This is a genomic window from Pseudoalteromonas sp. SANK 73390, from assembly GCF_054966645.1.
The window spans coordinates 29,507-52,484 of sequence record NZ_ARPN01000114.1 but is presented as its reverse complement, the minus strand read 5'-3'; the positions used below and the strand labels follow the sequence as shown (position 1 = coordinate 52,484).

General features: G+C 40.0%; 26 protein-coding genes and 1 tRNA gene. 4 read left to right on the top strand and 23 right to left on the bottom strand.

Going from position 1 to position 22,978, the window contains the following annotated elements; genetic code table 11:
- Positions 1 to 255 precede the first annotated feature (255 nt).
- From flgL to SANK73390_RS16020, 13 genes are all read right to left on the bottom strand, one after another.
- The gene (flgL, locus tag SANK73390_RS16080) at positions 256 to 1,473 is read right to left on the bottom strand and encodes a flagellar hook-associated protein FlgL (RefSeq protein WP_462767268.1); all 1,218 of its coding nucleotides are present in this window, start codon (positions 1,471 to 1,473) and stop codon (positions 256 to 258) included.
- Between the two features lie 2 nt (positions 1,474 to 1,475).
- The gene (flgK, locus tag SANK73390_RS16075) at positions 1,476 to 3,497 is read right to left on the bottom strand and encodes a flagellar hook-associated protein FlgK (RefSeq protein ID WP_462767266.1); all 2,022 of its coding nucleotides are present in this window, start codon (positions 3,495 to 3,497) and stop codon (positions 1,476 to 1,478) included.
- 1 nt (position 3,498) lies between these two features.
- Positions 3,499 to 4,455: a flagellar assembly peptidoglycan hydrolase FlgJ gene (gene flgJ / locus SANK73390_RS16070; protein WP_462767264.1), complete on the bottom strand. Its 957-nt coding sequence runs from the start codon at positions 4,453 to 4,455 to the stop codon at positions 3,499 to 3,501.
- Positions 4,456 to 4,558: 103 nt separating this feature from the next.
- Positions 4,559 to 5,653, bottom strand: coding sequence for a flagellar basal body P-ring protein FlgI (locus SANK73390_RS16065; protein WP_261594782.1), 1,095 nt, complete (start codon positions 5,651 to 5,653; stop codon positions 4,559 to 4,561).
- A gap of 12 nt (positions 5,654 to 5,665) precedes the next feature.
- Complete coding sequence (gene flgH, locus SANK73390_RS16060; protein ID WP_462767262.1) at positions 5,666 to 6,349, bottom strand: flagellar basal body L-ring protein FlgH; 684 nt, start codon at positions 6,347 to 6,349, stop codon at positions 5,666 to 5,668.
- 15 nt (positions 6,350 to 6,364) lie between these two features.
- Positions 6,365 to 7,153 carry a flagellar basal-body rod protein FlgG gene (flgG, locus tag SANK73390_RS16055; protein WP_261594784.1) on the bottom strand — a complete coding sequence of 263 codons (789 nt, stop codon included), beginning with the start codon at positions 7,151 to 7,153 and terminating at the stop codon, positions 6,365 to 6,367.
- A gap of 18 nt (positions 7,154 to 7,171) precedes the next feature.
- Positions 7,172 to 7,936, bottom strand: a complete 765-nt coding sequence (locus SANK73390_RS16050; protein ID WP_261594785.1) for a flagellar basal body rod protein FlgF — start codon at positions 7,934 to 7,936, stop codon at positions 7,172 to 7,174.
- Between the two features lie 161 nt (positions 7,937 to 8,097).
- Positions 8,098 to 9,486: a flagellar hook protein FlgE gene (flgE, locus tag SANK73390_RS16045; protein WP_462767258.1), complete on the bottom strand. Its 1,389-nt coding sequence runs from the start codon at positions 9,484 to 9,486 to the stop codon at positions 8,098 to 8,100.
- Between the two features lie 45 nt (positions 9,487 to 9,531).
- A complete protein-coding gene (locus SANK73390_RS16040) occupies positions 9,532 to 10,212 on the bottom strand; it encodes a flagellar hook assembly protein FlgD (protein WP_462767256.1) in 681 nt (226 codons plus the stop codon).
- 14 nt (positions 10,213 to 10,226) lie between these two features.
- Entirely contained in the window at positions 10,227 to 10,661 is a 435-nt protein-coding gene (gene flgC, locus SANK73390_RS16035) for a flagellar basal body rod protein FlgC (RefSeq protein WP_261594788.1), read from the bottom strand.
- 5 nt (positions 10,662 to 10,666) lie between these two features.
- Positions 10,667 to 11,080 carry a flagellar basal body rod protein FlgB gene (gene flgB / locus SANK73390_RS16030; RefSeq protein ID WP_261594793.1) on the bottom strand — a complete coding sequence of 138 codons (414 nt, stop codon included), beginning with the start codon at positions 11,078 to 11,080 and terminating at the stop codon, positions 10,667 to 10,669.
- An 82-nt stretch (positions 11,081 to 11,162) separates the two neighbouring features.
- Positions 11,163 to 11,996, bottom strand: a complete 834-nt coding sequence (locus tag SANK73390_RS16025) for a CheR family methyltransferase (protein ID WP_462767252.1) — start codon at positions 11,994 to 11,996, stop codon at positions 11,163 to 11,165.
- Between the two features lie 17 nt (positions 11,997 to 12,013).
- The gene (locus tag SANK73390_RS16020) at positions 12,014 to 12,946 is read right to left on the bottom strand and encodes a chemotaxis protein (protein ID WP_261594795.1); all 933 of its coding nucleotides are present in this window, start codon (positions 12,944 to 12,946) and stop codon (positions 12,014 to 12,016) included.
- A gap of 140 nt (positions 12,947 to 13,086) precedes the next feature.
- Here SANK73390_RS16020 and flgA point away from each other — a divergent pair, with 140 nt between their 5' ends.
- The 3 genes from flgA to flgN all read left to right on the top strand — a co-directional run bounded on the left by flgA (position 13,087) and on the right by flgN (position 14,607).
- Positions 13,087 to 13,794: a flagellar basal body P-ring formation chaperone FlgA gene (gene flgA / locus SANK73390_RS16015; RefSeq protein ID WP_462767249.1), complete on the top strand. Its 708-nt coding sequence runs from the start codon at positions 13,087 to 13,089 to the stop codon at positions 13,792 to 13,794.
- A 68-nt stretch (positions 13,795 to 13,862) separates the two neighbouring features.
- The gene (gene flgM, locus SANK73390_RS16010; protein ID WP_462767247.1) at positions 13,863 to 14,186 is read left to right on the top strand and encodes a flagellar biosynthesis anti-sigma factor FlgM; all 324 of its coding nucleotides are present in this window, start codon (positions 13,863 to 13,865) and stop codon (positions 14,184 to 14,186) included.
- Positions 14,179 to 14,607, top strand: coding sequence for a flagellar export chaperone FlgN (flgN, locus tag SANK73390_RS16005; RefSeq protein WP_462767244.1), 429 nt, complete (start codon positions 14,179 to 14,181; stop codon positions 14,605 to 14,607). The genes flgM and flgN overlap by 8 nt, the downstream gene beginning before the upstream one ends.
- 65 nt (positions 14,608 to 14,672) lie before the next feature.
- Here flgN and SANK73390_RS16000 read toward each other — a convergent pair whose 3' ends face one another.
- The gene (locus tag SANK73390_RS16000) at positions 14,673 to 15,152 is read right to left on the bottom strand and encodes an LPP20 family lipoprotein (RefSeq protein ID WP_462767241.1); all 480 of its coding nucleotides are present in this window, start codon (positions 15,150 to 15,152) and stop codon (positions 14,673 to 14,675) included.
- 109 nt (positions 15,153 to 15,261) lie between these two features.
- Between SANK73390_RS16000 and SANK73390_RS15995 the strand changes: the two genes are divergently transcribed.
- Positions 15,262 to 16,455, top strand: a complete 1,194-nt coding sequence (locus SANK73390_RS15995) for a flagellar assembly protein T N-terminal domain-containing protein (RefSeq protein WP_462767237.1) — start codon at positions 15,262 to 15,264, stop codon at positions 16,453 to 16,455.
- A 237-nt stretch (positions 16,456 to 16,692) separates the two neighbouring features.
- Here the strand turns inward: SANK73390_RS15995 and SANK73390_RS15990 are convergent.
- From SANK73390_RS15990 to SANK73390_RS15950, 9 genes are all read right to left on the bottom strand, one after another.
- Positions 16,693 to 16,767, bottom strand: a tRNA-Arg gene (locus SANK73390_RS15990).
- A gap of 89 nt (positions 16,768 to 16,856) precedes the next feature.
- Positions 16,857 to 17,510, bottom strand: a complete 654-nt coding sequence (locus SANK73390_RS15985) for a FlgO family outer membrane protein (RefSeq protein ID WP_462767234.1) — start codon at positions 17,508 to 17,510, stop codon at positions 16,857 to 16,859.
- An 8-nt stretch (positions 17,511 to 17,518) separates the two neighbouring features.
- On the bottom strand, positions 17,519 to 18,196 hold the full coding sequence (locus SANK73390_RS15980) for a FlgO family outer membrane protein (RefSeq protein WP_462767270.1): 678 nt from the start codon (positions 18,194 to 18,196) through the stop codon (positions 17,519 to 17,521).
- Positions 18,197 to 18,209: 13 nt separating this feature from the next.
- Positions 18,210 to 18,806: a FlgO family outer membrane protein gene (locus tag SANK73390_RS15975; RefSeq protein WP_462767232.1), complete on the bottom strand. Its 597-nt coding sequence runs from the start codon at positions 18,804 to 18,806 to the stop codon at positions 18,210 to 18,212.
- Between the two features lie 63 nt (positions 18,807 to 18,869).
- On the bottom strand, positions 18,870 to 19,421 hold the full coding sequence (locus SANK73390_RS15970) for an SPOR domain-containing protein (protein ID WP_462767229.1): 552 nt from the start codon (positions 19,419 to 19,421) through the stop codon (positions 18,870 to 18,872).
- Positions 19,422 to 19,546: 125 nt separating this feature from the next.
- Complete coding sequence (locus tag SANK73390_RS15965) at positions 19,547 to 20,350, bottom strand: carboxypeptidase-like regulatory domain-containing protein (protein ID WP_462767227.1); 804 nt, start codon at positions 20,348 to 20,350, stop codon at positions 19,547 to 19,549.
- Between the two features lie 225 nt (positions 20,351 to 20,575).
- On the bottom strand, positions 20,576 to 21,127 hold the full coding sequence (locus SANK73390_RS15960; protein ID WP_462767224.1) for an SPOR domain-containing protein: 552 nt from the start codon (positions 21,125 to 21,127) through the stop codon (positions 20,576 to 20,578).
- A 130-nt stretch (positions 21,128 to 21,257) separates the two neighbouring features.
- Entirely contained in the window at positions 21,258 to 22,136 is an 879-nt protein-coding gene (gene galU, locus SANK73390_RS15955) for a UTP--glucose-1-phosphate uridylyltransferase GalU (RefSeq protein ID WP_462767222.1), read from the bottom strand.
- Positions 22,137 to 22,144: 8 nt separating this feature from the next.
- Positions 22,145 to 22,978: a thymidylate synthase gene (locus SANK73390_RS15950; protein WP_462767219.1), complete on the bottom strand. Its 834-nt coding sequence runs from the start codon at positions 22,976 to 22,978 to the stop codon at positions 22,145 to 22,147.

Genomic DNA, 22,978 nt, shown 5'->3' with positions numbered 1-22,978 from the left:
TTTTTTGTTTTTTATAACCTTTTGTTTTAAATTTGTTTTTATTGTTTCAATTAACAGTTATGAAGCATCAATATTTTTGGGGGAATTTTGTTCTTAAAATTTAACTTAATACTAATCAATATATTATGTAAGATTTATTGTTTTTATAGCAATTGCATTAAATAAGGCTAGAATGAGACATATTTTACTACTTGTTCACTGCAATTAAAAAGACGCCTAAATTTAGGAGCCTGAAGTACTTGCAATGAACATGAACTAACGAATGTAATCTAATAGCGTTAAGCTCGACAACCTGCCAAATGTTGCCTGAGAAGCCTGCAATGCTGTCTCGTGCTTAGTTAAATTCGAGATTGCCTCTGCCATATCAATCTCAACCAAGTCTGCTTTGGCAGATTTATTATTTATATCAAGTGCTTGATTTGCAGATAAGATACTTTCAACAGTGTTAGATCTGCCACCTAACCCCGATTGAGTCTGAGAAACAACATTTTTAGCGTTGGTTAAGCCAACCATAGCATCAGCAAGTGCTTGCTGATAATCAACACTACCAAGTGTTGAATCTGTCAGCGCCGTACTCAGATTATCCAATGTATTTAACACATTTTGAGTTGTTGGTTTTTCCAAATCAAAACTAAATGAAGTTGGCGCTGCGCCAGCAAAAGTCATATCCATACCTGCAGCACTTAAGCTATTACCACTAAACGTACCGCTTTGGATGGTTGCGCCACCTTGAACCACATCAAATGTTGTTGCTGATGTAACATTTATAGTGATTGTATTGGCAGTTGCAGGGGCTGCTGGATCAGCGTTATAGTTCGCTTTGTGAAAATTATCAAACGAGCCTTGTTCATTAACATAGACTGTAGCCGTTGCAGGTGCTACTGAGGTGCTATCTATATTCAATCGCTTGCTAACCTTTTCAAACACATCAAAACCATTATCACTAGAGCGTATTTCTACTCCCTCCGCCACTTTAATTTTATGCTGCCCTTGGTCACCCCTGTATGTATATTCATTGGCAACTTGGTCAAATTCATAAGTTTGAGTATTGTCTTGATATCCAGAGAAAATATACCGACCGTCTTCAGATTTTGCATTCATCCAATCAAGCACAGCAGTTTTAATGGTATTGACCTCTGCAGCGATACCCGCCCGGTCTGAGGCCGTTAATGCACCGTTACCTGCTTGTATTGCTAGTTGCTGCGCCTTTAACAACGATTCATTAATATTATCTAGCACCGTTTCTTGCGTTTCAAGACGACTATTCAACATACTGGTATTTTTCGTGTATTGCTCATTAGTCTGAATTCTATCTCCATATAGCAGCGCTCTTGCCATAGCAGATGGGTCATCACTGGCACTTAACACACGCTTTTGTGTACTAACCTGCTGCTGCGATTTATTCACCTCTTGTTGATTGTTCAAGATTGAGTTTAAACTATTTTTATACATCAAATTATTTGATAAACGCATAATTACCTCGCAGCACTAAGTAGTGTATCGAAAACAGATCGCGCTGTTGAAATGATTTGAGCTGATGCCGAATAAGATTGTTGAAAACGTAGTAAATTAGCCGCTTCTTCATCTAAATTTACGCCCGACATTGACTCAAACCACGCTTCTGACTGATTCGCTAACGCTTCAAAAGCAGCACCATTGGTTTTGGCTTGATTGGCCACAACACCAATATCAGTCACTAGCCCAGCGTATGCTTCATTGAAAGTCGCTAAATTATCAGCCACTGCCGTGGTTATCACATCTTTTCGTACTAACTCACTCGATTGTAATTGAGATAAAGCAGAACCATTACGGTTATCATCAAAACCACCCGTGTTAACTTCTAGAGTAAATGTATCACCCGTAGCAGGCTGTCCTTCAATATCAAAGTTAAACCCATAGCCATTAAATGGTGCCCCAGCTTGCGTCAACATATTCTTACTAGGTGGGGTAATCGTGAAAGTACTAGTACCACTGCCATCTGTAATTTGATATTCATTTGCTGTTGCGGTCTTGGTAATGGTGATCGCACCATTTGTCAGTACCGGTGGATTACCTGGCGTGGAAGTCGCATTAAAGCCAGTGCCAATACTCGTTACCTGCCCTGCTGATATAGTACCACTACCCACATTACTCGCACCTGCGTTTGTGCGTATAGGCGATGCTAAAGCCAAGTGATTTGGCCTGTCTGTCTCTAGCGAAATAGAACTTGCCGTTGTAGAATTAAGTTTAACTAAAAAGCTATCATTCACTGCGGCACCCGCAGCAACGGATATGTCCAAACCAAATAAATCAGCGCCCGCTGGAACCGTTGTCGTTGAATTGACAACACCACCGGTCACATTGGCTGTTGTAGGAGTACCAATCACGTTACCTTTGGCATCTATGGCTGCCACTTCAACACTTGTCGCTGTTAAAAAAGTAACTCGAAAATCAGTTGCAGGAACATTTTCGCCCAACCCTGCCTCTACCGTTGCGGTCACTGAGCCTGTACCAGTATTATCTTGATAAGCATAACCTTGTACGGTTGGGATTTTAAAAATGTCTTGCCCCATATTGCCATCAAGGTCCATGCCTAAGCGATTCTGCTGATTAAATGCATCAGCCAAAGCAAGGCCTATTTGCCCAATTTGGTTTTGAGCAGGGTGCAAAATCTCATCTCTAAACGCCAGTAAGCCGCCAATTTTTCCTTTTAGGTTAGCAATATCGACATCTAATGCGACTGCATTGCCATTTGCTACATCCAACTTGAGTTCTTTAACTTCTGGGTCAGGGTCACCATTAAGAGCTAGTGTATTAAACGTACCATTTTCCATAACTAGCGATTGACCAGATCCTAAAAAAACCATCTTTTCACCATTAGGACCATCTATTGTTTCGATATCAACTAACTCAGCAAGATCTTTAATTGCTTCATCTCGCTCATTAAAAACTGAATTAGCAACATTAGAACCCTCTTGTCCTCGGCTCGCTGTAATTTTACTATTTAGATTGCTGATATTTTCAATCAAATTATTTGCTTCACTGGTGTATACATTCAGTTGCTCGTTCACAATCCCTTGTTGATCAAAAACAATACCCGATAAGCGATGCATTTGGTCAACTAAGTTTTGTGAATCAGTCATAAATAAAGAGCGTGTTACAGACGATGAAGGTTGGTTAGCAGCTTCTTGTAAATTATTAAACAAAGAATTGATGCTGGTACTTAGGCTATTCGACTCTTGTGAAAACAAGGTATCAACACGAGATGATTCGGTTACAAATTGCTCATAATAAGACTTACTCGATATGTCTCTATTAAGTTGTTTTTGAGCAAAATCATTAAGTAACCTAACTGTTTCGCCACGACCAACTTGATTGCCAATCATTGTTGTGTGCTCAGTACGCTCTCTAATATACCCTTTGGTATTCATATTAGAGATGTTTTTACTGGTTGTTTGCAGTAACTCGTTACTGGCACGAATGCCGTGACTGCCTATATTCATAAGATCATAGGTCATATCAATTTACTCCTTGGCGGATCAAAGAAGAGAGCATCTGTTTAAACTCTCCACGCTGTAGCACACTTTTAATCTTTTGAGCATAATTTGGGTCCGTGGCATAACCTGCCTCTTGCAAAGCATCAAGGTATTGGGCCGGCTCTTTTACTTTTTTGAGCGCTTGTTCATACCTTGGGTTATTTTGTAAAAAATCGACATAATCACTAATGCTTTCTTTAATAGAATCATATGCTCTAAAGTGTGCTTGCTTTTGCACTGGCAGCCCCTGCTCAAATTCCAGTGTCAGCTTTTTGGCGCTCTCACCATGCCAAGACTTATCAGATTTGATATTAAACAAATTAAAACTACTAGAGCCATCCGGCTTTGCAATCACATGCTTACCCCAACCTGTTTCTAATGCAGCTTGAGCTACCATTACAGCAGGATTCAGCCCTATCTTTTGTGCGGCTTCTTTTGCATGACTCCAAAGGGCCCCAACAAATGACTCAGGGTCTTTAAAATCATCCTGGTTCTCTGATTTATCGGCTGACTTTTGTGCCACATGAGACGTCGCTTCACCATTGGCGATTTTATCGCTTTGTAAGTTTGCATTAGTACGTAAAACAGAAGCTGGCGTATAGCCCTCACCATTGGGAGCTAGTTGTTGAACAATTAGTTCTGCAAGGCCTAAACTCCCTTTTCCTGCAAGCTCAACAGATAACTGCTGATCGTGCATTTCTTCAAAGAACTTGACGCTACTTGAATTAAATGGACTTTCTTTATCTTCCATCGCCTCATTCGCTTTGCGCATACTCTTTAAAAGCATTTGCGTAAAAATCGACTCAAATTGCTGCGCCGCTTTTTTAAGTGCTTCATTAGATGCTTGAGGGTCAGTGCCGCTTTTTAAGGCATCTTGACGTAGGGTATTAAGATCACCTAAATCAAAAAAATTCTGTTTGTCTAACGGATTAGTATTCATCTGCTAACGACACATGTTGAAAATCATGTGTAAATAAATGCAAGAAGTAAGCCAAAAAAAGCCCCGATATTTCGGGGCTAACTGAATGATTAAAAATAAAACTTTAGATGACGACTAATTGACCATTGATAGCGCCAGCTTCTTTAAGCGCTTCAAGAATAGCCATTAAATCACCAGGTGCTGCGCCAACTTGGTTAATAGCACGAACAAGATCGTCTAAGCTTACACCTGGGTCAAACACAAATGCCCGTGAATCATCGGTATCAACATCAATAATACTTTGTTGTGTTACCACCGTTTCACCTTGTGCTAATGCCTGCGGCTGAGCAACGTTTTGCTGCTCTGCAATCGTTACAGTTAAACCACCATGGGTGATTGCTGCAGGCTGCAGCTTCACATTTTTGCCAATAACAATTGTGCCAGTGCGTGAATTAACAATAATTTTGGCATTCGTATCCGCGGGTTTAAACTCTAAGTTTTCAAGTGTTGATAAGTAGGCCACACGCTGGGATGGATCTCTTGGCGCAATAACCCTAACTGAGGCTGCATCTAAAGGCTTAGCACTATTAGGGCCCACTAAAGCGTTAATTGTATCTGCTAAACGCTTTGCCGTTGTAAAATCAGGGCTATTTAAATTAAAGGTAATATGATCACCTTGCGTAAATGGGCTTTTGACAGCACGCTCAACCATTGCTCCATTTGGCACACGCCCCACTGTAGGCGTATTAATGACCACACGACTTCCATCTAACCCTTCGGCACCTAAACCACCCACAATTAGGCTGCCCTGAGCAATCGCATACACATTGCCATCCACACCTTTCATAAAGGTCTGTAATAATGTTCCACCGCGCAAACTCCCTGCACTACCGATAGAAGAAACCGTTACATCAATTTTTTGACCTGGTTTTACAAATGGCGGTAAGTCTGCATGCACAGCAACAGCAGCCACATTCTTTATCTTTGGTTTTAGACTCGATGGCATGGTGATACCAAAACTACTTAGCATTGCTTTAAAACTTTGCTCAGTGAATCGACTTTGCTCACCCGTACCTGGCAGACCAACTACTAAACCGTAACCCACTAACTGATTTGAACGCACACCTTCAACCATACTAACGTCTTTTACTCGTTCGGCACGTACACACTGTGAGAACAAACTACCTAGTACAACACATACTATAAGAAACATTTTCATCGTCTTTACCTTTTAAAATGGCAGTAATGTACTCATAAAGAAACGAGCCAACCACCCAGCGCTTTGTGTTTCTTGATGCTGGCCTTTGCCCGAATATTGGATTCTCGCGTTAGCAATTCTGTTCGACTGCACTGTATTGTCAGCATTTACATCCGCAGCCCTAACCAAACCTTCTAGCCTAATAAACTCTTCACCCGTATTAAGCGTTAACCACTTTTCGCCTCTAATCACTAAGTTACCATTAGGTAAAACTCTCATCACATTGACTGAAATGTTACCAACTAGGCTATTTGACTGATTTGCTTGACTATCTCCTTTAAATGAAGACTCTGATTCCAAACCAAACTGAAGGCTCTCTTTACCTATATTAATAGCAGAACCACCCAATCCAGTCACAGGGTTAAGAGAAGCATCGGTTTCTTTGTCTGTTTGATTATTAGCAGCCTTTGATGCCTGTGTAGACTCTCTCAGTACGACAGTAATAATATCGCCTGTACGCAGTGCCTTCTTATCAGAGTATAAATCATTAGAAAGGTGCTGACTGAATAGCGAACCTGTTGCCACAATAGGATCGGCTTGTTGTTCTGGATACATTGGCGCATAGTATGGGTCATCTCTTTGCACATCAGCGTTTTGTGTTGACACGCATCCTGAAAGTAAAACGGTTACCAAAATTGCTAAGCTAAAATCACGCATACTGCCCCCTAAAAATTATAACTGTTGATTGATGTAACTTAGCATTTCATCTACTGCTGAAATAACCTTTGAGTTCATTTCATAAACTCGCTGAGTTTCAATCAAATTAACTAACTCTTCCGTTACATTTACATTAGATGTCTCTAATGCGCCTTGCACGATTGAGCCTAAACCGTCAACACTCGGATTACCTTGTACCGGTGCACCACTTACAGCAGTTTCGGTATACAAGTTTTGCCCGATTGGTTCTAAACCTGATGGGTTAATAAAGTCGCTAATGACCAACTGCCCTATAACCACATTCTCTGCCTGACCCGCGATTGCCACAGACACTTCACCATCTTGTGACACCGTCACTGATTGTGCATCATCAGGGATATTCATTTGTGGCTGAATAGGAAAGCCAGCACCAGGAGTAACAACTCGCCCTTCTTCGTCTGTGGTAAACTGACCATTACGCGAATAAGCGGTTGTGCCATCTGGCATTTGAATTTCAAAAAAACCAGGCCCTTGTATCATCCAATCTAACGAGTTCTCAGTACTAAGCATATTACCTTGTGAGAAGTTCTTTTGGTTTGCTACCACTTTAGAGCCCGCACCTAGCATCAAACCAGAGGGCAGCTCGGTATCTTGAGAGGATCGGCCGCCAGGTTGATTAATATTTTGATAAAGTAAATCTTCAAATATAGCACGGCTTTTTTTGTATCCAACTGTGCTCGCATTCGCTAAATTGTTGGAAATAACGGCTATGTCAGTTTGCTGGGCGTCTAAGCCTGTTTTACTGATCCACAATGCTGGGTTCATAATATCTACCTCACTTGGTTAGACGATACGCAGTAGAGACACGTGACGCTCGTCTATCTCTTCCGCTGTTTTCATTAGTTTCATTTGCATTTCAAACTGGCGTTGATGATTGATTAAATCAACCATCTCATGCACGGGATTTACGTTAGAACGCTCTAACGTGCCGCTCATGACTCGTGCAGTTGGCGAAATATCGCAAAACCCACACAAACCATTCACCAGTGTTTCTTCTTTTGGCCTGAACAAACCGTCATTGCCTTTTTCTAATTGGCTATTGTCTGCTTCAATAATTTTTAAGCGATCTACCACTTCCATAAAATTAGCGGGTGCGCCTTGAGGACGAATTTGAATTGAGCCATCATCACTAAATATCACTTTATCAACAGGTACTGGCAAGATAATTGGCCCACCTTCGCCAACAACTTGACGTCCATGACTGGTGATCAATGCCCCATCTGCACGAATATTAAAATTACCTACTTTGGTGTATGCTTCATTTCCACTTTCATCCATTACGCTGATCCACGTTTTTTGTGCAACGGATATATCTAAATCTCTACCAGTTTCTACAACAGGGCCTGCTGTCATATTAGTACCAGGGCGTTCTTGCATCGCAAAAACACGTGTTGGTAAACCTTCACCGAAAGCTTGCATAGAACGCGCTTGCGCAAAGTCGGCTTTGAAACCAGTCGTATTGGCATTGGCAAGATTATTGGCTTTTATCGCCACACCTCGCAAATTCTGCTTAGCACCGGACATCGCCACATATAGCATTTTATCCATCGTTCTGGCCTAAATAATTTTTCATATAATGAATAAAGCAATTTTAGTGCCAGAAAAACACAGCCAATATAATAAGAACTGCCAAAGATATGACGGAAATATAGAAAAGATATGACCACAAAAAAGCCGCAAAAAATTGCGGCTTTTTTATCAAACTGAACCTATCGGATCTGTAAGATGTTTTGTTGAATGGTTGAGTTAACTTCAAGTGCTCGAGAGTTAGCCTGAAAGTTACGTTGTGCACTGATCAAGTCAACCAACTCATTGGTTAAATTAACATTTGACTGCTCTAATGCAGATGAGTTAATTGTACCTAAAGTTCCAGAAGCTGGCTCTCCTGCAATTGGCTCACCAGAGGTTAGACTCTTTTTCCAAGACGTATTTCCTACTTGCTGTAGGCCTTGAGAATTGGAAAAACGAACCATAGCAACTTGACCCAAGAAAGTAGAATCGCCATTACTGTATGACGCCACAATTTTACCATCAGCGCCAATATCAATGCCTGCTAATCTGCCAACCGTTGCGCCATCTTGTTCCAATGCTTTTACTTCAAAACGACTTGCGTATTGCGTTGGCAGCTTATTCGTGGTGTTAGCCTCATCACGCCAATTGACAATTACATCGTTAGGAAAAGTCGCGCCATTGCCTAGTAGTTCAGACAACCCTGGATTACCGCCAGCCACCAAGCCTGGTATTGTCAATGCATTAAAAGTCGTGCCCGGTGCCACTGCATTATAAAGGGGTGGTGCTGCAAGCGGGTCAGCGACTGTTGCGCTAGGTAAACCGCTTGAGTCAAAACGAAACATAGAAATAGGTGTACTAGCCACAGGCGTTACAGCTTCAACTTCATCACCTCGATGGTTAAACTGTTTACCATCCATGGTGGCATAAACACTCCAGTCATTGTCGGCTGTTTTTCTAAAAAATAGCTGCATAACATGCGGCTCACCTAGTGAGTCGTATAATGTAGTAGAGGTTGATGAATTATACGACGCTGACTGATTTGGGTCAAAAGCCAGCGTAGGAACCGAGGCCCGTGAGTCTAGATTAAATGATGTATAGACATTATTAGTGGCACGCGGTGACCCTGATGCATCAGGAATTTGCAACGCCGTTGAGGTACTTAAGCTCACTGATGTAGTATCACCAGTACTTGCATCAACTGGAAAACCTTGTAAAAAATTACCTTTGGAGTCAACAATAAAGTTATCTTTATTTAACTTGAAAGCCCCTGCTCGCGTGTAAGCATAATCTTGCGAGCTTAAATCTTCACTGGTGGCAAAATATCCTTCACCCGTAATGGCCAAATCTAAAGAGTTTTGTGTAAACTTTAAAGACCCTTGGTGAAATTGTTGCGCAACCATCGTTGTTTGTGCACCATCACCATTTTTAGTGGCACCCGCACTGAATACAGATGCTGCATATACGTCAGAAAACTCAGCCCTAGACTCTTTAAAGCCTGTGGTATTTACATTAGCGATGTTATTTGCAGTCGTATCCAAATCTTTTTGGGCCGCTGCTAAACCGGTTAGTGCTATATTGAAACTCATGTTCTCACCTCTATTTACTTAAGGTTAAATCTGTTACTTAAATATTTATGCTATTTCGGCGACATCAGTGAGTCTCACTGCACCCGCTTTAGTATTAATAATGATGCCATTGGCGCCATTTATATTAACACTGTCAATATTTTTAAATGTTGCCATGGGTAAACTAGAAAACTGCCCATTAACACTGCCCTCAGCTTTTACTGAATATTCACCTTCAGGCATTGTTGTGCCATCGGAGTTCTTTCCATCCCATTCAAAGCGAACAGCACCTGCAGGCTTACTACCTAAGTCAATTTGTCTAACAAGCTGATTTGTATCGTCATAAATGCTAATAGTTAACTTCTCTACAGGTGACTGAGCAATGACTGAACCTTTAGATAATCCATCAGACCCAAACTCAATTGTATCAGACTCTAGTAACGCCTTTTTACCAACTAAAGTTGAAGCTTGCAGTGCCGAATTAGAGGTCATTGACGCAGATAGTTGCTCAAACTTACTATTGAGATTTGAAATACCTTCAGCCATAGTAAAGTTAGTCATTTGCGCGATCATTTGATCGTTATCAGCAGGCTTACTTGGGTCTTGAAAAGACAACTGTTGAGTTAACAATGAAAAGAAGTCTTCCTGAGTTAACTCATCACTTTTCTCTTCTGGTTTCTTTTGCTCAGACCAACGAAGAGAATCCATATATGTTGAAGGTGATGCCGCATTAATATCATTACTCATCAGCTATACTCCCGTTAGCGCTGACCAAGCAGTAAGGTTTTGCTAAGCATTTGCTTAGCAGCGTCTGCTACTTGTACATTAGTTTGATATGAGCGTGATGCTGAGATCATATTCGTCATCTCTTCAACCACATTCACATTTGGCTTATAGATGTAACCATCCTTATCTGCACTTGGGTGATTAGGATTATATTCAACTTGTAGAGGCTTATCGCTTTCTACTACTCCCAATACCTTAACCCCAACTGACGCTCCTAAACTGGTTGGGTCTTGTATAGAAGACGCCTTAGTTAACTCAGCGGCAAATACTGGATGACGAGCTCGGTAAACTTTATCCTGACTCGAACTGACACTATTTGCGTTTGAAATGTTACTGGCAGTCGTATTCAGGCGAATGTTCTGAGCACTCATACCTGAACCTGCTATATCAAATACGTTATATAAACTCATAGTAATTACCCTTGACCTTGACTACCAATGGCTTTTTTCAAGCCCTTAAACTTACCAGATAGAAATCGCAAACTAGCTTGGTACTCTAATGAGTTTTGTACATACAAGTTTCGTTCCACTTGTACATCAACCGAGTTACCATCACCTGTATCTGTTTGATTTGGATTACGAAATAACTCAACCCCTCCGGTCAGTTTGCTACCGCCACTGAGGTGATTTTCGTTTGTTCGAACCATGCTGTTGCCACTTTGCTGACTAGACTTTGCCGCTTTAAATGCCTGCCCAAAATCAATATCTTTCGCTTTATATCCAGGGGTGTCAGCATTGGCTATATTACTGGCTAAAAGTTCAGCACGCTGTGAACGAATAAGCATAGTATGGGGATGTACGCCCAAAGCCTTATCAAAACTAATTGCCATAACACAACTCCAAAAATTTGACTCTATGAAGTTAAAGCAAAAGGTGGGCCAAAAATGAAAATGGCGGAGAAACCGCCATAGACTATTGTTTTTTCTGGTAAATTATCCCTGGATTACAACGTATCATCTCAAATGAATCGCTTAATCCAGCCATTGATTCTGAGGCACCAAGGAATAAATACCCTTTGGGGTTTAGTGCTTGAGCAAATTGAGAAATAATTTTTGCCTTTACATCTGGTGAAAAATAAATGAGTACATTTCGGCAAAAAATAACATCAAATTTCCCCATCAACGCGTAAGAATCCAGCAAGTTTAGGTGCCTAAAGTTCACCATCTTTTTAACAGGATCGACAACTTGCGCCATGCCATTGCCACTGTCTTTAAAAAACTTCTTCCGACGTTCAGCAGACAACCCTCTCGCTAAAGCCAGAGCATCATATTCTGCGTTTTTGCACATATCTAACATGGTATTAGAGATGTCAGTGCCTGTTATTTGTACACCCATTTTCAAAGACCCTGCACTTTTGCTTTGATGCTCACTTGCAGACATAGCAATAGAGTAAGGCTCTTGGCCAGAGGAACTGGCTGCAGACCAGATTTTGATAGGTCTACGCAAGTCATTAAACTCAGGAAAAATTTTTGTTTTTAATAACTCAAACGGATAGGCGTCACGAAACCATAATGTTTCATTCGTTGTCATTGCATCCACGACTGCGGCACGTAATTGCCGTTCATGTGGACTAAGCGTTTTGCTCACCAATGCTGATAACGTATCAACCCCAAATCTTGCCATTAGGGGGGCCAAACGACTTTTAACTAAATAAAGCTTATTATCGCCTAGCACAATACCGCACTGCTGCTCTAGAAAAGTTCTAAACTGATCATATTCGCTTTGTTGAAGATGCTTATTTTCCAATGTATTACCGCCATTCATTAGTCACAGTGAACCCACTTTTTCACGGCTGCTGCCAATTCATCAGGGTTAAACTTTGCGATAAAATCATCAGCACCGACCTTTTGGATCATTGCCTGATTAAATACTCCACTCAAAGAAGTATGCAGGATAACATGCAATGGTGCCAATTTTGGATCTGCTTTTATTTCTGCAGTGAGCGTATATCCATCCATTTCTGGCATTTCAACATCAGAAATCAATAAGCCAACACGCTCAGTAATGTTATTCTGGCAATCCATCTCGGCAATTTCACGCAACCTTAGCAATGCTTCTTTACCATTTTTAGCTAGTTCAGTTTGCACTCCCAGCGGTTCAAGCGCTCTTTTAACTTGGTTTCGAGCAACAGCTGAATCATCAGCAATGAACACAATTCTCTCACCCAAGTCTTTTTGCATCTCACCATCAGAAACGATATCTTGGCTAACCTCTGTATTTACAGGACAAATCTCGTTGAGAATTTTCTCAACATCAAGAATTTCAACCAATTCATTTTCTATTTCTGTTACCGCAGTAAGATAGGAATAACGACCAGCCCCCGATGGCGGTGGCATTATTTTCTCCCAATTCATATTAACGATACGCTCCACAGCACCAACCAAAAACCCCTGAACTGAACGATTATACTCTGCGATAATTATAAAGCAGTTATGTATATCTTCAATTGCAGGACCCCCTACAGCGAGTGACATATCGATCACAGAAATAGTTTGCCCACGAATGTGCGCAACGCCCCTAACAAATGAATTTGATTTAGGCATACTAGTTAGTGGCGGGCATTGCAGCACTTCACGTACTTTAAAAACGTTAATGCCAAAACGCTGTCGACCCTTAAGCCTGAATAGCAATAACTCTAGGCGGTTTTGCCCAACCAACTGAGTCCGTTGGTTTACTGAGTCTAAAATACCTGCCATTTCAATCTCCTACCTTTAATAATGCTTAACGGAACGATACTTGCAGACGTTAATGAAGAAACAATAACTCTTGAAGAGGTGTCACAATTAACGCAAAATCTTTATACCCTTTTTCACATGATAAGCATAGTCGAAACATCATGAGTTTGTTAAAAAAAACCAAAACTTCAGCGTTTTTCACCACAATGGTATACATTCTACTCAGTTGTGAAGTTTATGCCCAAGGTTTCAATAATCAAGCACTCGAGGAAGCTGCTCGTTCATATATCTCAAGTCTAACAATCACTAAGCCCGACTCTAATTTGCAAATTTATGCAATACCCTTAGATTCGAGACTTGCCACACGCCAATGTAAAACGCCACTGGACGTATCGACTAATGCCACACCACCATTTAATCGACAAGTCACTGTACAACTTAAATGTGACGACTTATCTGGTTGGACTCAATATGTACATATTCGCATAGAAGAATTATTCCCAGTGATTGTAAGTAAAGAAATGATCAGCAAAGGAGAGCTTTTAACTGAGCAACACTTGAAACTTGAATATCGACCTAAACACTTTGTGAGATCATCTTATATTGAAGATTTTAATTTATTGATTGGTAGCCGAAGTAAGCGTACTCTAAGAGAAGGCATGCCCATAGGCATGAATCAAATTTGTATGGTTTGCAAAGGCGATATTGTGAACATTTATGCTAAAACACCGACTTTGACTATAAAAACATCAGGTATAGCATTGCAAGACGGTAATTTAGGTGAACAAATTCGGGTTAAAAATCAAAAGTCTGGAAAGATAGTGTCTGGAAGAGTAAAAGATGTTGATTCTGTTGAGGTGAATATCTAAAATTTTTGCTAAAGTTATAGTCACAGACGCCGATATATTAGGCAAGAAACTTTATTTGGGTCATGGTCATGGTAAATAACGTAAAAGGTCAATCGCAAACAAACAGCGCGCTTAATAATATTAAGCAACAAAAAGCTGAGTTGCAAAAAAATGATGTCAACGCGAATAGCGCACCTTCTAAAGCGCCACAAAAAGCGGCTGCAGATTCTGTAAGTTTGACACCACAAGCGCGTCAACTCAAAAACTTACAAGACAAAGCACAAGAAGCGCCAGCCTTTAACAGCGATAAAGTCGCTGAACTGAAAAAGGCCATTAGCGAAGGTAAATATCAGGTTGATGCTGAAAAGTTAGCGAAGAATATTGCCGCATTTGAGTTTGATATGTATGGATGATCAGCTAAACCTTTGTGTCCATAAGCTAGACAAACAGCTCACTCATTTATCAACTTTGACCCAGTTGCTAGATAGTGAGCTTAAGTCATTGGCAGCAAGAAAAGGTGATGGACTCAAAGATTTAGCAAGAGAAAAACTAACACTACTTAACAATATTCAAAAGCTAGATAAAGAGATATCTGGTTTTGATAAGTACTTATTTGAACAGGAAAAAGCTAAAGTAATTACTGCAAAGATAGAAAGCCTGCTGATAGAATGTAAACAAAAAAATGAAGTCAATGCTCAAGCTGCCCACCAAGCCAACCTCAGTATTAAAGACCTGAAGGAAATTTTAATTGGTGCTCCATCATCCGTCACATATAGCCAAGACGGTGCTGTTGTTTCTCAAAATAATGAACTAGTTAAAAACCTTAAAGCTTAATGTTTAAAGGCTCTATCTTCACAATTGTTCCGATTAAAGCCTCTCATAACGTGTTCAATCGGCACTTAATAATAAGTAACTCGCTTAATTTTTCTTGGCTTCGCTTGGCTTATATAAAGGTCGTGAACACGCTTCATATCTAACTCTAGCTCTGTAACGTATGTATCACCTGCAGCATAGCTTTTCACAACTTTAGCGCCACGGATCACCCCTCTCACTTGACTTTTTAAGCCATCACTTTGGGCTACAGCACCTTTAACAGTCATACTAGACGTGACGCTCTGACCATACACTTGCTCCGTTAGTTCACGGTATGCTTCAAGTTTTGAGACCTTAACTGCCATTAACATTTTCTGTGAACTGCTTATACCAGGCTGTGCACTCAGTGGTGCATACCCTATTGCTTTTAACACAGGGTAGTTATCAGGTTGTACATACTCGTATTCAATGTGCTTATCAAATAAACTACTACAGCCACTTATAAAGCACAAAAGCACCACTATACTTATAAGACCGACTCGGTTTGTTTGCTTTTCGATATTCATGGTTGATCACCTTACAAGATTACTAGTATTTATTTATGCACAATTCTTGCCATAAATTGTGGTACATGATTTGCTTCTAACTCAGTATAATATTTTTGAGGCGCTAATTATGATTAAGGCTATCACTTTACTTGCACTTATTTGTATCAGTACTGCTGTCAAAGCAGAATGGTATGAAGTTGTTGGTTATGCAAGTACTCAAGGTCGCGATGTTGCTCAAGCAAGACAAGCAGCCGTCAAAGACGCTATAACACAAGCACTTATTTTTTCTGGCGCAACCGTAAGTAGCGTGCAAAGCGTGGCCGATGGCATATTAAGCCAAGATGAACTAAAAATTCAATCTCATGGTGAAATACAGCAAGTCAACTTAGTAAGTGAAAATAAGGAACAGGACCAATACAGCGTTACTCTTCACCTAGATATTTATACAACGCAAGGTAAGTGCCTTGAACAGCAATTTAATAAACAGATAGCCATTACTCAAAGCCAATTGACACAGCCGCACCAAGCTCGTATGGGTCAAATATTTGACATCGCTAAATCTACCTCTCAAAGGCTGTTTAATACCTTGAATGAGCGGACAAATACTATAAAACCAATTCCATACCTTAATATCTCAATAGACGTAACAGAGTACTTCTCTCAGCAATTTAACTATAATCCTTTGCTTATCGAAACAATCGCAATGAACAGTAATAGCCAATATGTTTTATTAAGCCAGATTACTGATATTGCTGATACAGATAAACTAAACAGTGAATATGCTTTTTGGCAAAGTGATAAATACGCAAGAAGCTTTAAAATCGACTTTGCTTTGTATGATGCGCTGACCTATGAAAGAGTCTGGCAGCAGCACTATGCTACACAGGGGGTTTGGCCTTTTGAAAAAACAAAATTAATAGATGTGCACAGTGAAAAGTTTTGGAACTCTCATTATGCTCAAGAGATCCAGGAAGTATTTAATAAAGTCAGCCAAGATATGAATGCAGCTGTCTCTTGTATTCCAACCAAAGGAAAAATCTTATATTTAGATAATGATCAGGTAGTGATTAACCTTGGAAAAGCCCATGGTTTAGAGGCTGGAAAAATACTCTCCATCATGCATCAGAGCAGCATCATCACCAGTAAAGGTTCGGTGATAAATTCCACGATGCAAACTATAGAGCAAGTAAAAATCATTAACGTAAATATGCAAAGCGCAACAGCCGTTAATTTAAATTCGCGCCCGTTAAGTAATATACAGATCAATGACATAGTTCAAATCAAAGTGAAAAGTGCAGAAAGCTTTTTACTTGACAATTAACCTTATAGCTGCACTAACCCATTAAGCGCAGCTAAATTTCTTTGAATAGATTTTATTGTAAATATTTATTTTCAATTACTGAACTACTTATCTTACGAATCATTTAAGGTTTCACTGACCTAATAAATTTTGAGCGCCAAGTAAACGCTTTAAAACAACAAGAGCAAACAAAGGCTTTGACTTGATAAAAGTGAATCTTAATATAATTTAAGGGTATGTATAATAAGGTAGGTATATTGGCGGCCCCTGCAAGAATCGAACTTGCAACCGTCCCTTAGGAGGGGACTGTTATATCCATTTAACTAAGGGGCCACTACGGCTGGAATTATAGCCGTAGGTTCTATTATATTTCAATGCTTTTTTATAAAAGTCAGCCACTTAATGTAGTTAAATAATATTCCTCATCTTGCCCCTGACAATGCAATATCTGCATTATGTAACACGTATGCAGGTACCATTTTACGCGTGCTAGCGACCACTTGTTTAGAATCAATATCAATAACACGCGCATTAACTTCCACACCAGTGCTTCTGTATATCATGGTGCCAGAAAGCACATGACTGGCGATTTTTTTACTTGTCAGCGCTTTAGAGCTTCTGGAAAAAGAAAAATCCCCGCCTTTTGTCACCGACACTGACTGAGTCGCTTTAAAGTCCACGACACCGTACCCAAATTTTTGCAGTTGGTGAATGAAGGTTTCAGCAAGCTGATTACCAAGCTGATTTGTTGTACGTAAGTTATTATCAAAGTCTACAAAAGATGTGACCGCGATATTTACCTCTTGCTCAGAATACAAAGTATCTACAAGTTCCAAAGCCATTTGTTCAACATAATTAGCCAACTGTAAGTTATGTATTACGGGACTAAAGCGACGTGAATTTGGCAAGCTCTGTAGCTCATCTGCTTGCTGCTGTTCATGGGCTTCACGATAGAGCACATCAATTTGACTGGGCGCTACTTGCTGCTGTGCAATTGATGCTTGAGTATTATTTAATAATTGGCAACCACCTAAGGTAAATGCCATTGCTATCAACAGATAATTTTGCTGCTTCATTTCACACCTCAATTACTGGTTTTTTTCAGTAAAATGCCATCCGTTCTATAACTATTACCCAAAGCATCAACAACTTGCTGAGGGATAAAACCCTGTGCGGAACCAACCACGGCTTTACTGTTAATACCTACGATTCGAGCATTAACTAATACACCACCTTGATGATTAACTAAAGTGCCCGCTAAAACATATTGAAAGCTATGTGTTTCATTAAGCTCCAAATAATCACGACTAAAAACAAAGTCACCTTGTGGAGTTACTCTCATGTAGTCTGTCGTTTTAAAGTCAACTACAGATACACCAAATTTATGTAATTCATGCATAAAGCTTTCTGAAAGTTGGTTACCTAATAAGGTCCCCTGATCATAATCATCATCTAGGTAGACAAAGCTTGATACTGCCAAAGGTGTTTTTGCATTCACATATTGCAAGTTTTCTACCAAGTCTTGCATTATTCCACGCACATAATGGTTGATGTTCTTGCGGCTCACATTCGCTCTTTGGCTGACTAAATTTGGCATTGCGTTACGAGATTGGAATAGTTCCTTTGACGTGTTGGGTGCTATAACGCCACGTTGTGCATTATTATTGCCCTGAACTTGCTGGCTCTGAGAACCAAAGTTGTCCAGCATGTTTGCACAGCCAACGCTCAATGGTAATAGCAAAAGATACAAATAATTCTTCATTGTATGTTCCTCATCAATATTCACTGCGATAGATAAACCCATCGCGTTGCTGTATTTTTTCATCTGACCACATCACGTTCACTGGAATCTCAGTGGTCGCAGCAGAAACAACTCGACCATTTTGCGTATCTATTAGTCTTGCGTTAACAATATAAGCATGTTGCTGCTGGGTTAAAGTGCCTGCCACTACAAAGTCAATACTCTGGCGCTCACGTAAATTCTCAATATTTCGACTGAGCATACTATCTGCACTGTCTAACAGAGATAGCTGATTTTCTAATCGATGCTCCACGATGTGATAACCCAATTGTGTAAATTGGGTCAATAGACTCTCTTGTATTTGTTGGCTTAGACCTGCAGCTTGTTGGGTTGCAAGTCCCTCTCCTAGGCCTTCAGCCTTAAAAAAACTCATTACTGCAATGCGGGCATTGCGCTTACGAACACCTGATATGTTACTGAGCTGAACACTAAGATCACTCACATATTGATGAACAGTATAAGATGCCATCTTTTTCTCGGGTGTAATATAAAGAGGGTGTTGCTTGTTTACATACCCTATGTTTTGGCACCCTGAAAGACCAATGCATAACAAAAATAGAACTAAGCGCATTTTTATTAAACCTAAACAAATAACTCTGTTTAAATAAATGCAAAAACCATACCTAAATATTAATTACAGTTTGGTTTTCGTCGTTTGTTCACTCGAAAGGCAAACAATACAGTTTATTGATTTTAGCTTAAGGTTGCGACATGCTTCTAGAGCCAACTTTTTGTCTGAGTAACCACCAGCTTTTAAACGATAAAATGTCATATTATTTATTTGTGCGGTTTCAATGTTTAAATTTTCACTTAATGTGTCTGGCAACTTTGATTTCAAATTTGGAATTAAATTATCTAGCCTGTTTTTTTGTGTTACAGCGCTTAATTGCAATGTATATTTAGGAGTCATTTTAGGTAACGACTCTAATTTCTCAGGTGTCATTTGTGACTCTTTTCTAGCCTGCTTTGCTGCTGTTACTTGTGTTACCTTTTTACGGGGTTGCTCGCTTGCGTACGTACCCTTATTACCATTTTCACTATTGATTTGCTGTTTAACTAAGCTATCAAGCTGAGTTATTAAAACGCTTAGATCTTTCTCTATACGCAATAACCTTGCCACGCCAGCTTTTGCCTCCTGCCACTGCCTAGCAGACTCTTGCAATTGCTCTAACTGTGTTCTAGTCAATGTTACTTCTTGTTCTTCAGTGTTTTTTGTACTTGTGCAGGCACTGCTAACAACAATAAATAGCAATCATAACGAGCTGCCATATTTGCAAGTTTATTTTATGCACCATTTATTCCTTCTTTAAATTAGTACCGAATCAACGTGTGCAAAACATTACACGTTAATCCATGTTTTTCTACCTGTTCGCAGTCAGACACTGCATTAGCAACCGACTTTTTCGTGTAGCTTAAAGCTAGAATGTATTTTTCTTGCTGCGGATCGTATGTGTAAAAAGGTTGATAAGCATCTAACTTATTTATTTTATTACTGATCAAAACAAAGTATGTTTTTAAAATGGGTAAAGACGAAAACTCACCTAAGCTTGCCACCACACCATCCACTTTACTTAGCGCTTGCAATGACAGGTTTACTTCAGAAAGTACCTCCCCTTCATTCGGTAGTTCAACATGAACCCGCTGCTTTGCTTTAAGACTTTTTTGTTCCATTTGAGATTGCTCAACTGTTGCTGTGTATTCGCCTGGTTTCAAACCTGTCAATAAGTAATAGCCATCATAAGCCGACTCTGTACTTGCAACTTCACTGCCTTTTTCATCTATTAACTTTACTTTGGCATACGGCAAAACTTTGCCATCGGCTAAATATACACTTCCCTCTACTTCGCTTGAGTTTACTAATGGAAAGTCGATGTATTCCACATATCCAGCTCTTGGTGTAATAGAAACCCCCTCATGCGCAGGGATAATAAATGGCTCGGCTATGCTAGTCTCATCCAATACAATATCTGTTTGTCTATTTATTTGCATACTCGTCAATATAGCTACACCTTTTGCATTGGTAACAGCATGCCGATAAGCTTGCGATGCATGTACTTTTACATCTTTTATTAGTTGCTCTGTCGCATCAAATTCACCATTATTGTTCTCATCCAAAAATACCCTCACAAATGATTAATATCCGCCTTCAAGCTTCGTCTTTTCTCTTGCCACTGCAAACGATACATTTTCCGCTCAGAAGAGTTATTGATAACATACTCCTTCGCTGTTCGTGTACGTCCATCAAACACAATACGAGTGGGAGATATGAGTAAATTAGTCGATACACTAAAACTATTTGCCAAAGTTAAAAAGAATGACAAAAAATTTCAAATAAATCACTTACTCTATAAGCACTTGGCATGACTGCGACATGGTTCGCAATATATAGCACACTTTTTCTGCATCTCTTTTATGGCTAAATGGCCCTGCCACAGCGCGATAATATTCTATATTCCCTTTGGTAAAACCACTGACTTGATAAGTCATCACTGTCGCGAGTTTAGGGTGGCGTTTTTTAAACTGCGCTAAATAAGAATCAGCCCGTGATTTTTGCATGAACATTGCTAATTTAACGAAAGACTGCGGCTGTGCGTCACTCTCTTTATCTGCAGCAGCATGAGTCACTTGCTGTAAATCACTCCTTAGCTCAGAAGGGAGCGCTTCTAAATCGGCTTGTGATGCAACTAGCCTTATTAGTAGTGCTAAATCATTTTCCATTTCACTAAGGCGAGTGATACTGTCTTGGCTATTCTGCCATTGCGTTAAATAAGGCTGTACTTCGGCTTTAGTGACAAATTGCGTGTCTTCACTCCTGTTCATATCTATCAAGGAACAAGAAACACTTAACAAGCCAACCAGTAAGGATAAAACGAATTTTTTGGCATCTAACATCTTCATGCTCCCTTAATACTTCAAAAAGGCAATATTCCTTGTGTATTCAAAAGCAAAAAAAGTGCCATAAAGGCACTTTTTACAGTCAAAAGATTATATAACCCACTATTTACATTCGACGCGGCTAGTATTAAAGCAAAGATTTAATATGTGCTTTCAAATCGCTACTGAATTCACTACGCCTTAATGCATATTCAACATTAGCCTGTAAATAGCCTAATTTGCTGCCGCAATCATGGCTTTTGCCTTTCATTGCATAAGCTTGAACTTTCTCTTGCTCCATTAGCATTGCGATAGCATCAGTTAGCTGAATCTCACCACCTGCGCCCAAAGGAGTTTTAGCAAGCAGTGGCCATATTTCTTTACTCAATACATAACGCCCAACCACCGCCAGATCAGACGGCGCATCTTCAATCGCTGGTTTTTCAACCAAAGTATACAAATCTGCACTTTCACCCGCTGTTAACGTCACATCACCAATATCGGCAATACCGAACTTGTCAACATCTTGGTGCGCTACAGGCTCAACCATGATTTGGCTTTGACCTTGCTCTATAAATCGCTGGATCATTTGTGCTAAATTGTCTTTTGATAAATCACTGGCTGCTTCATCAATTAATACATCTGGCAGCATAACCACAAACGGCGCATCACCAATAATCGGTCTGGCACAGTTGATTGCATGGCCTAAGCCTTTAGCCTCACCTTGACGAACATGAATAATGGTCACGTCTTTTGGGCAAATAGCCTGAACTTCTTCTAAAAGCTGGCGCTTTACACGCTTTTCCAAAGTTGCTTCAAGTTCAAAACTAGTATCAAAATGATTTTCTATTGAGTTTTTACTGGAATACGTTACCAATACAATTTCTTTAACCCCTGCCGCGACCGCTTCATTAACAACATATTGAATAAGTGGCTTATCAACGATAGGCAACATTTCTTTTGGAATTGCTTTAGTTGCAGGCAACATTCTTGTGCCTAAACCGGCAACTGGAATAACGGCTTTCATTTTCTCTCCTAAATGGCCACGGGTGCTTTAATATGTGGATGAGCTTGATATCCTTCAAGCTCAAAATCTTCAAAGGTAAAAGCAAATATATCTTTTACATTGCGGTTTATATTCATCGTTGGCTTTGCAAATGGCGTACGAGATAGCTGCTCATCGACTTGCTCTAGGTGATTCAGATACAAATGCGCATCGCCAAAGGTATGAATAAACTCACCGGGTTGTAAATCACAGACCTGTGCCACCATCAATGTCAGTAGCGCATAACTGGCTATATTAAAAGGCACTCCTAAGAAAATATCGCCACTACGCTGGTATAATTGACAAGAAAGCTTGCCATCTAAAACATAAAATTGAAATAAAGTATGACATGGAGGTAAAGCTTGCTTACCCATGGCAGCATTTTCTTTTGGTGTATACTGCGTATCGGGTAATAATGCGGGGTTCCAAGCACTAACAATAAGACGCCGCGAGTCTGGATTGTTTTTTATTTGTTCAACCAAGTCTTTTATCTGATCAACCACTTGCCCAGTTTCACCGGTCCAAGAGCGCCATTGCTTGCCGTAAACTGGGCCCAGTTCACCTTCATCAGTTGCCCATTCATCCCAAATTTTCACGCCATTTTCTTGCAAATAAGCAATGTTTGTTTCGCCTTTCAAGAACCAAAGTAATTCGTGGATAATCGAGCGCAAATGACATTTTTTCGTTGTTACTAATGGAAAACCTTCTTGCAAGTCAAAGCGCATTTGATAACCAAATACACTCATCGTGCCTGTGCCAGTACGGTCTTCTTTTTTGGTGCCATGCTCTTTTACATGGCGCATCAAATCTAGATATTGTTTCAT

Bases quoted from the DNA above. Each gene is read 5' to 3' on its own strand.
- flgH (WP_462767262.1), bottom strand. From the start codon at position 6,349: ATGCGTGATTTTAGCTTAGCAATTTTGGTAACCGTTTTACTTTCAGGA.
- flgG (WP_261594784.1), bottom strand. From the start codon at position 7,153: ATGAACCCAGCATTGTGGATCAGTAAAACAGGCTTAGACGCCCAGCAA.
- SANK73390_RS15960 (WP_462767224.1), bottom strand. From the start codon at position 21,127: ATGTTAGATGCCAAAAAATTCGTTTTATCCTTACTGGTTGGCTTGTTA.
- SANK73390_RS16000 (WP_462767241.1), bottom strand. From the start codon at position 15,152: ATGAATATCGAAAAGCAAACAAACCGAGTCGGTCTTATAAGTATAGTG.
- SANK73390_RS16050 (WP_261594785.1), bottom strand. From the start codon at position 7,936: ATGGATAAAATGCTATATGTGGCGATGTCCGGTGCTAAGCAGAATTTG.
- flgB (WP_261594793.1), bottom strand. From the start codon at position 11,080: ATGGCAATTAGTTTTGATAAGGCTTTGGGCGTACATCCCCATACTATG.
- flgA (WP_462767249.1), top strand. From the start codon at position 13,087: ATGAGTTTGTTAAAAAAAACCAAAACTTCAGCGTTTTTCACCACAATG.
- SANK73390_RS16040 (WP_462767256.1), bottom strand. From the start codon at position 10,212: ATGAGTAATGATATTAATGCGGCATCACCTTCAACATATATGGATTCT.
- SANK73390_RS16020 (WP_261594795.1), bottom strand. From the start codon at position 12,946: ATGGCAGGTATTTTAGACTCAGTAAACCAACGGACTCAGTTGGTTGGG.
- galU (WP_462767222.1), bottom strand. From the start codon at position 22,136: ATGAAAGCCGTTATTCCAGTTGCCGGTTTAGGCACAAGAATGTTGCCT.
- SANK73390_RS15950 (WP_462767219.1), bottom strand. From the start codon at position 22,978: ATGAAACAATATCTAGATTTGATGCGCCATGTAAAAGAGCATGGCACC.
- SANK73390_RS15995 (WP_462767237.1), top strand. From the start codon at position 15,262: ATGATTAAGGCTATCACTTTACTTGCACTTATTTGTATCAGTACTGCT.
- flgL (WP_462767268.1), bottom strand. From the start codon at position 1,473: ATGCGTTTATCAAATAATTTGATGTATAAAAATAGTTTAAACTCAATC.
- SANK73390_RS15985 (WP_462767234.1), bottom strand. From the start codon at position 17,510: ATGAAGCAGCAAAATTATCTGTTGATAGCAATGGCATTTACCTTAGGT.
- flgJ (WP_462767264.1), bottom strand. From the start codon at position 4,455: ATGAATACTAATCCGTTAGACAAACAGAATTTTTTTGATTTAGGTGAT.
- SANK73390_RS15975 (WP_462767232.1), bottom strand. From the start codon at position 18,806: ATGCGCTTAGTTCTATTTTTGTTATGCATTGGTCTTTCAGGGTGCCAA.
- flgM (WP_462767247.1), top strand. From the start codon at position 13,863: ATGGTAAATAACGTAAAAGGTCAATCGCAAACAAACAGCGCGCTTAAT.
- flgN (WP_462767244.1), top strand. From the start codon at position 14,179: ATGGATGATCAGCTAAACCTTTGTGTCCATAAGCTAGACAAACAGCTC.
- SANK73390_RS16065 (WP_261594782.1), bottom strand. From the start codon at position 5,653: ATGAAAATGTTTCTTATAGTATGTGTTGTACTAGGTAGTTTGTTCTCA.
- flgE (WP_462767258.1), bottom strand. From the start codon at position 9,486: ATGAGTTTCAATATAGCACTAACCGGTTTAGCAGCGGCCCAAAAAGAT.
- flgK (WP_462767266.1), bottom strand. From the start codon at position 3,497: ATGACCTATGATCTTATGAATATAGGCAGTCACGGCATTCGTGCCAGT.
- SANK73390_RS15980 (WP_462767270.1), bottom strand. From the start codon at position 18,196: ATGAAGAATTATTTGTATCTTTTGCTATTACCATTGAGCGTTGGCTGT.
- flgC (WP_261594788.1), bottom strand. From the start codon at position 10,661: ATGAGTTTATATAACGTATTTGATATAGCAGGTTCAGGTATGAGTGCT.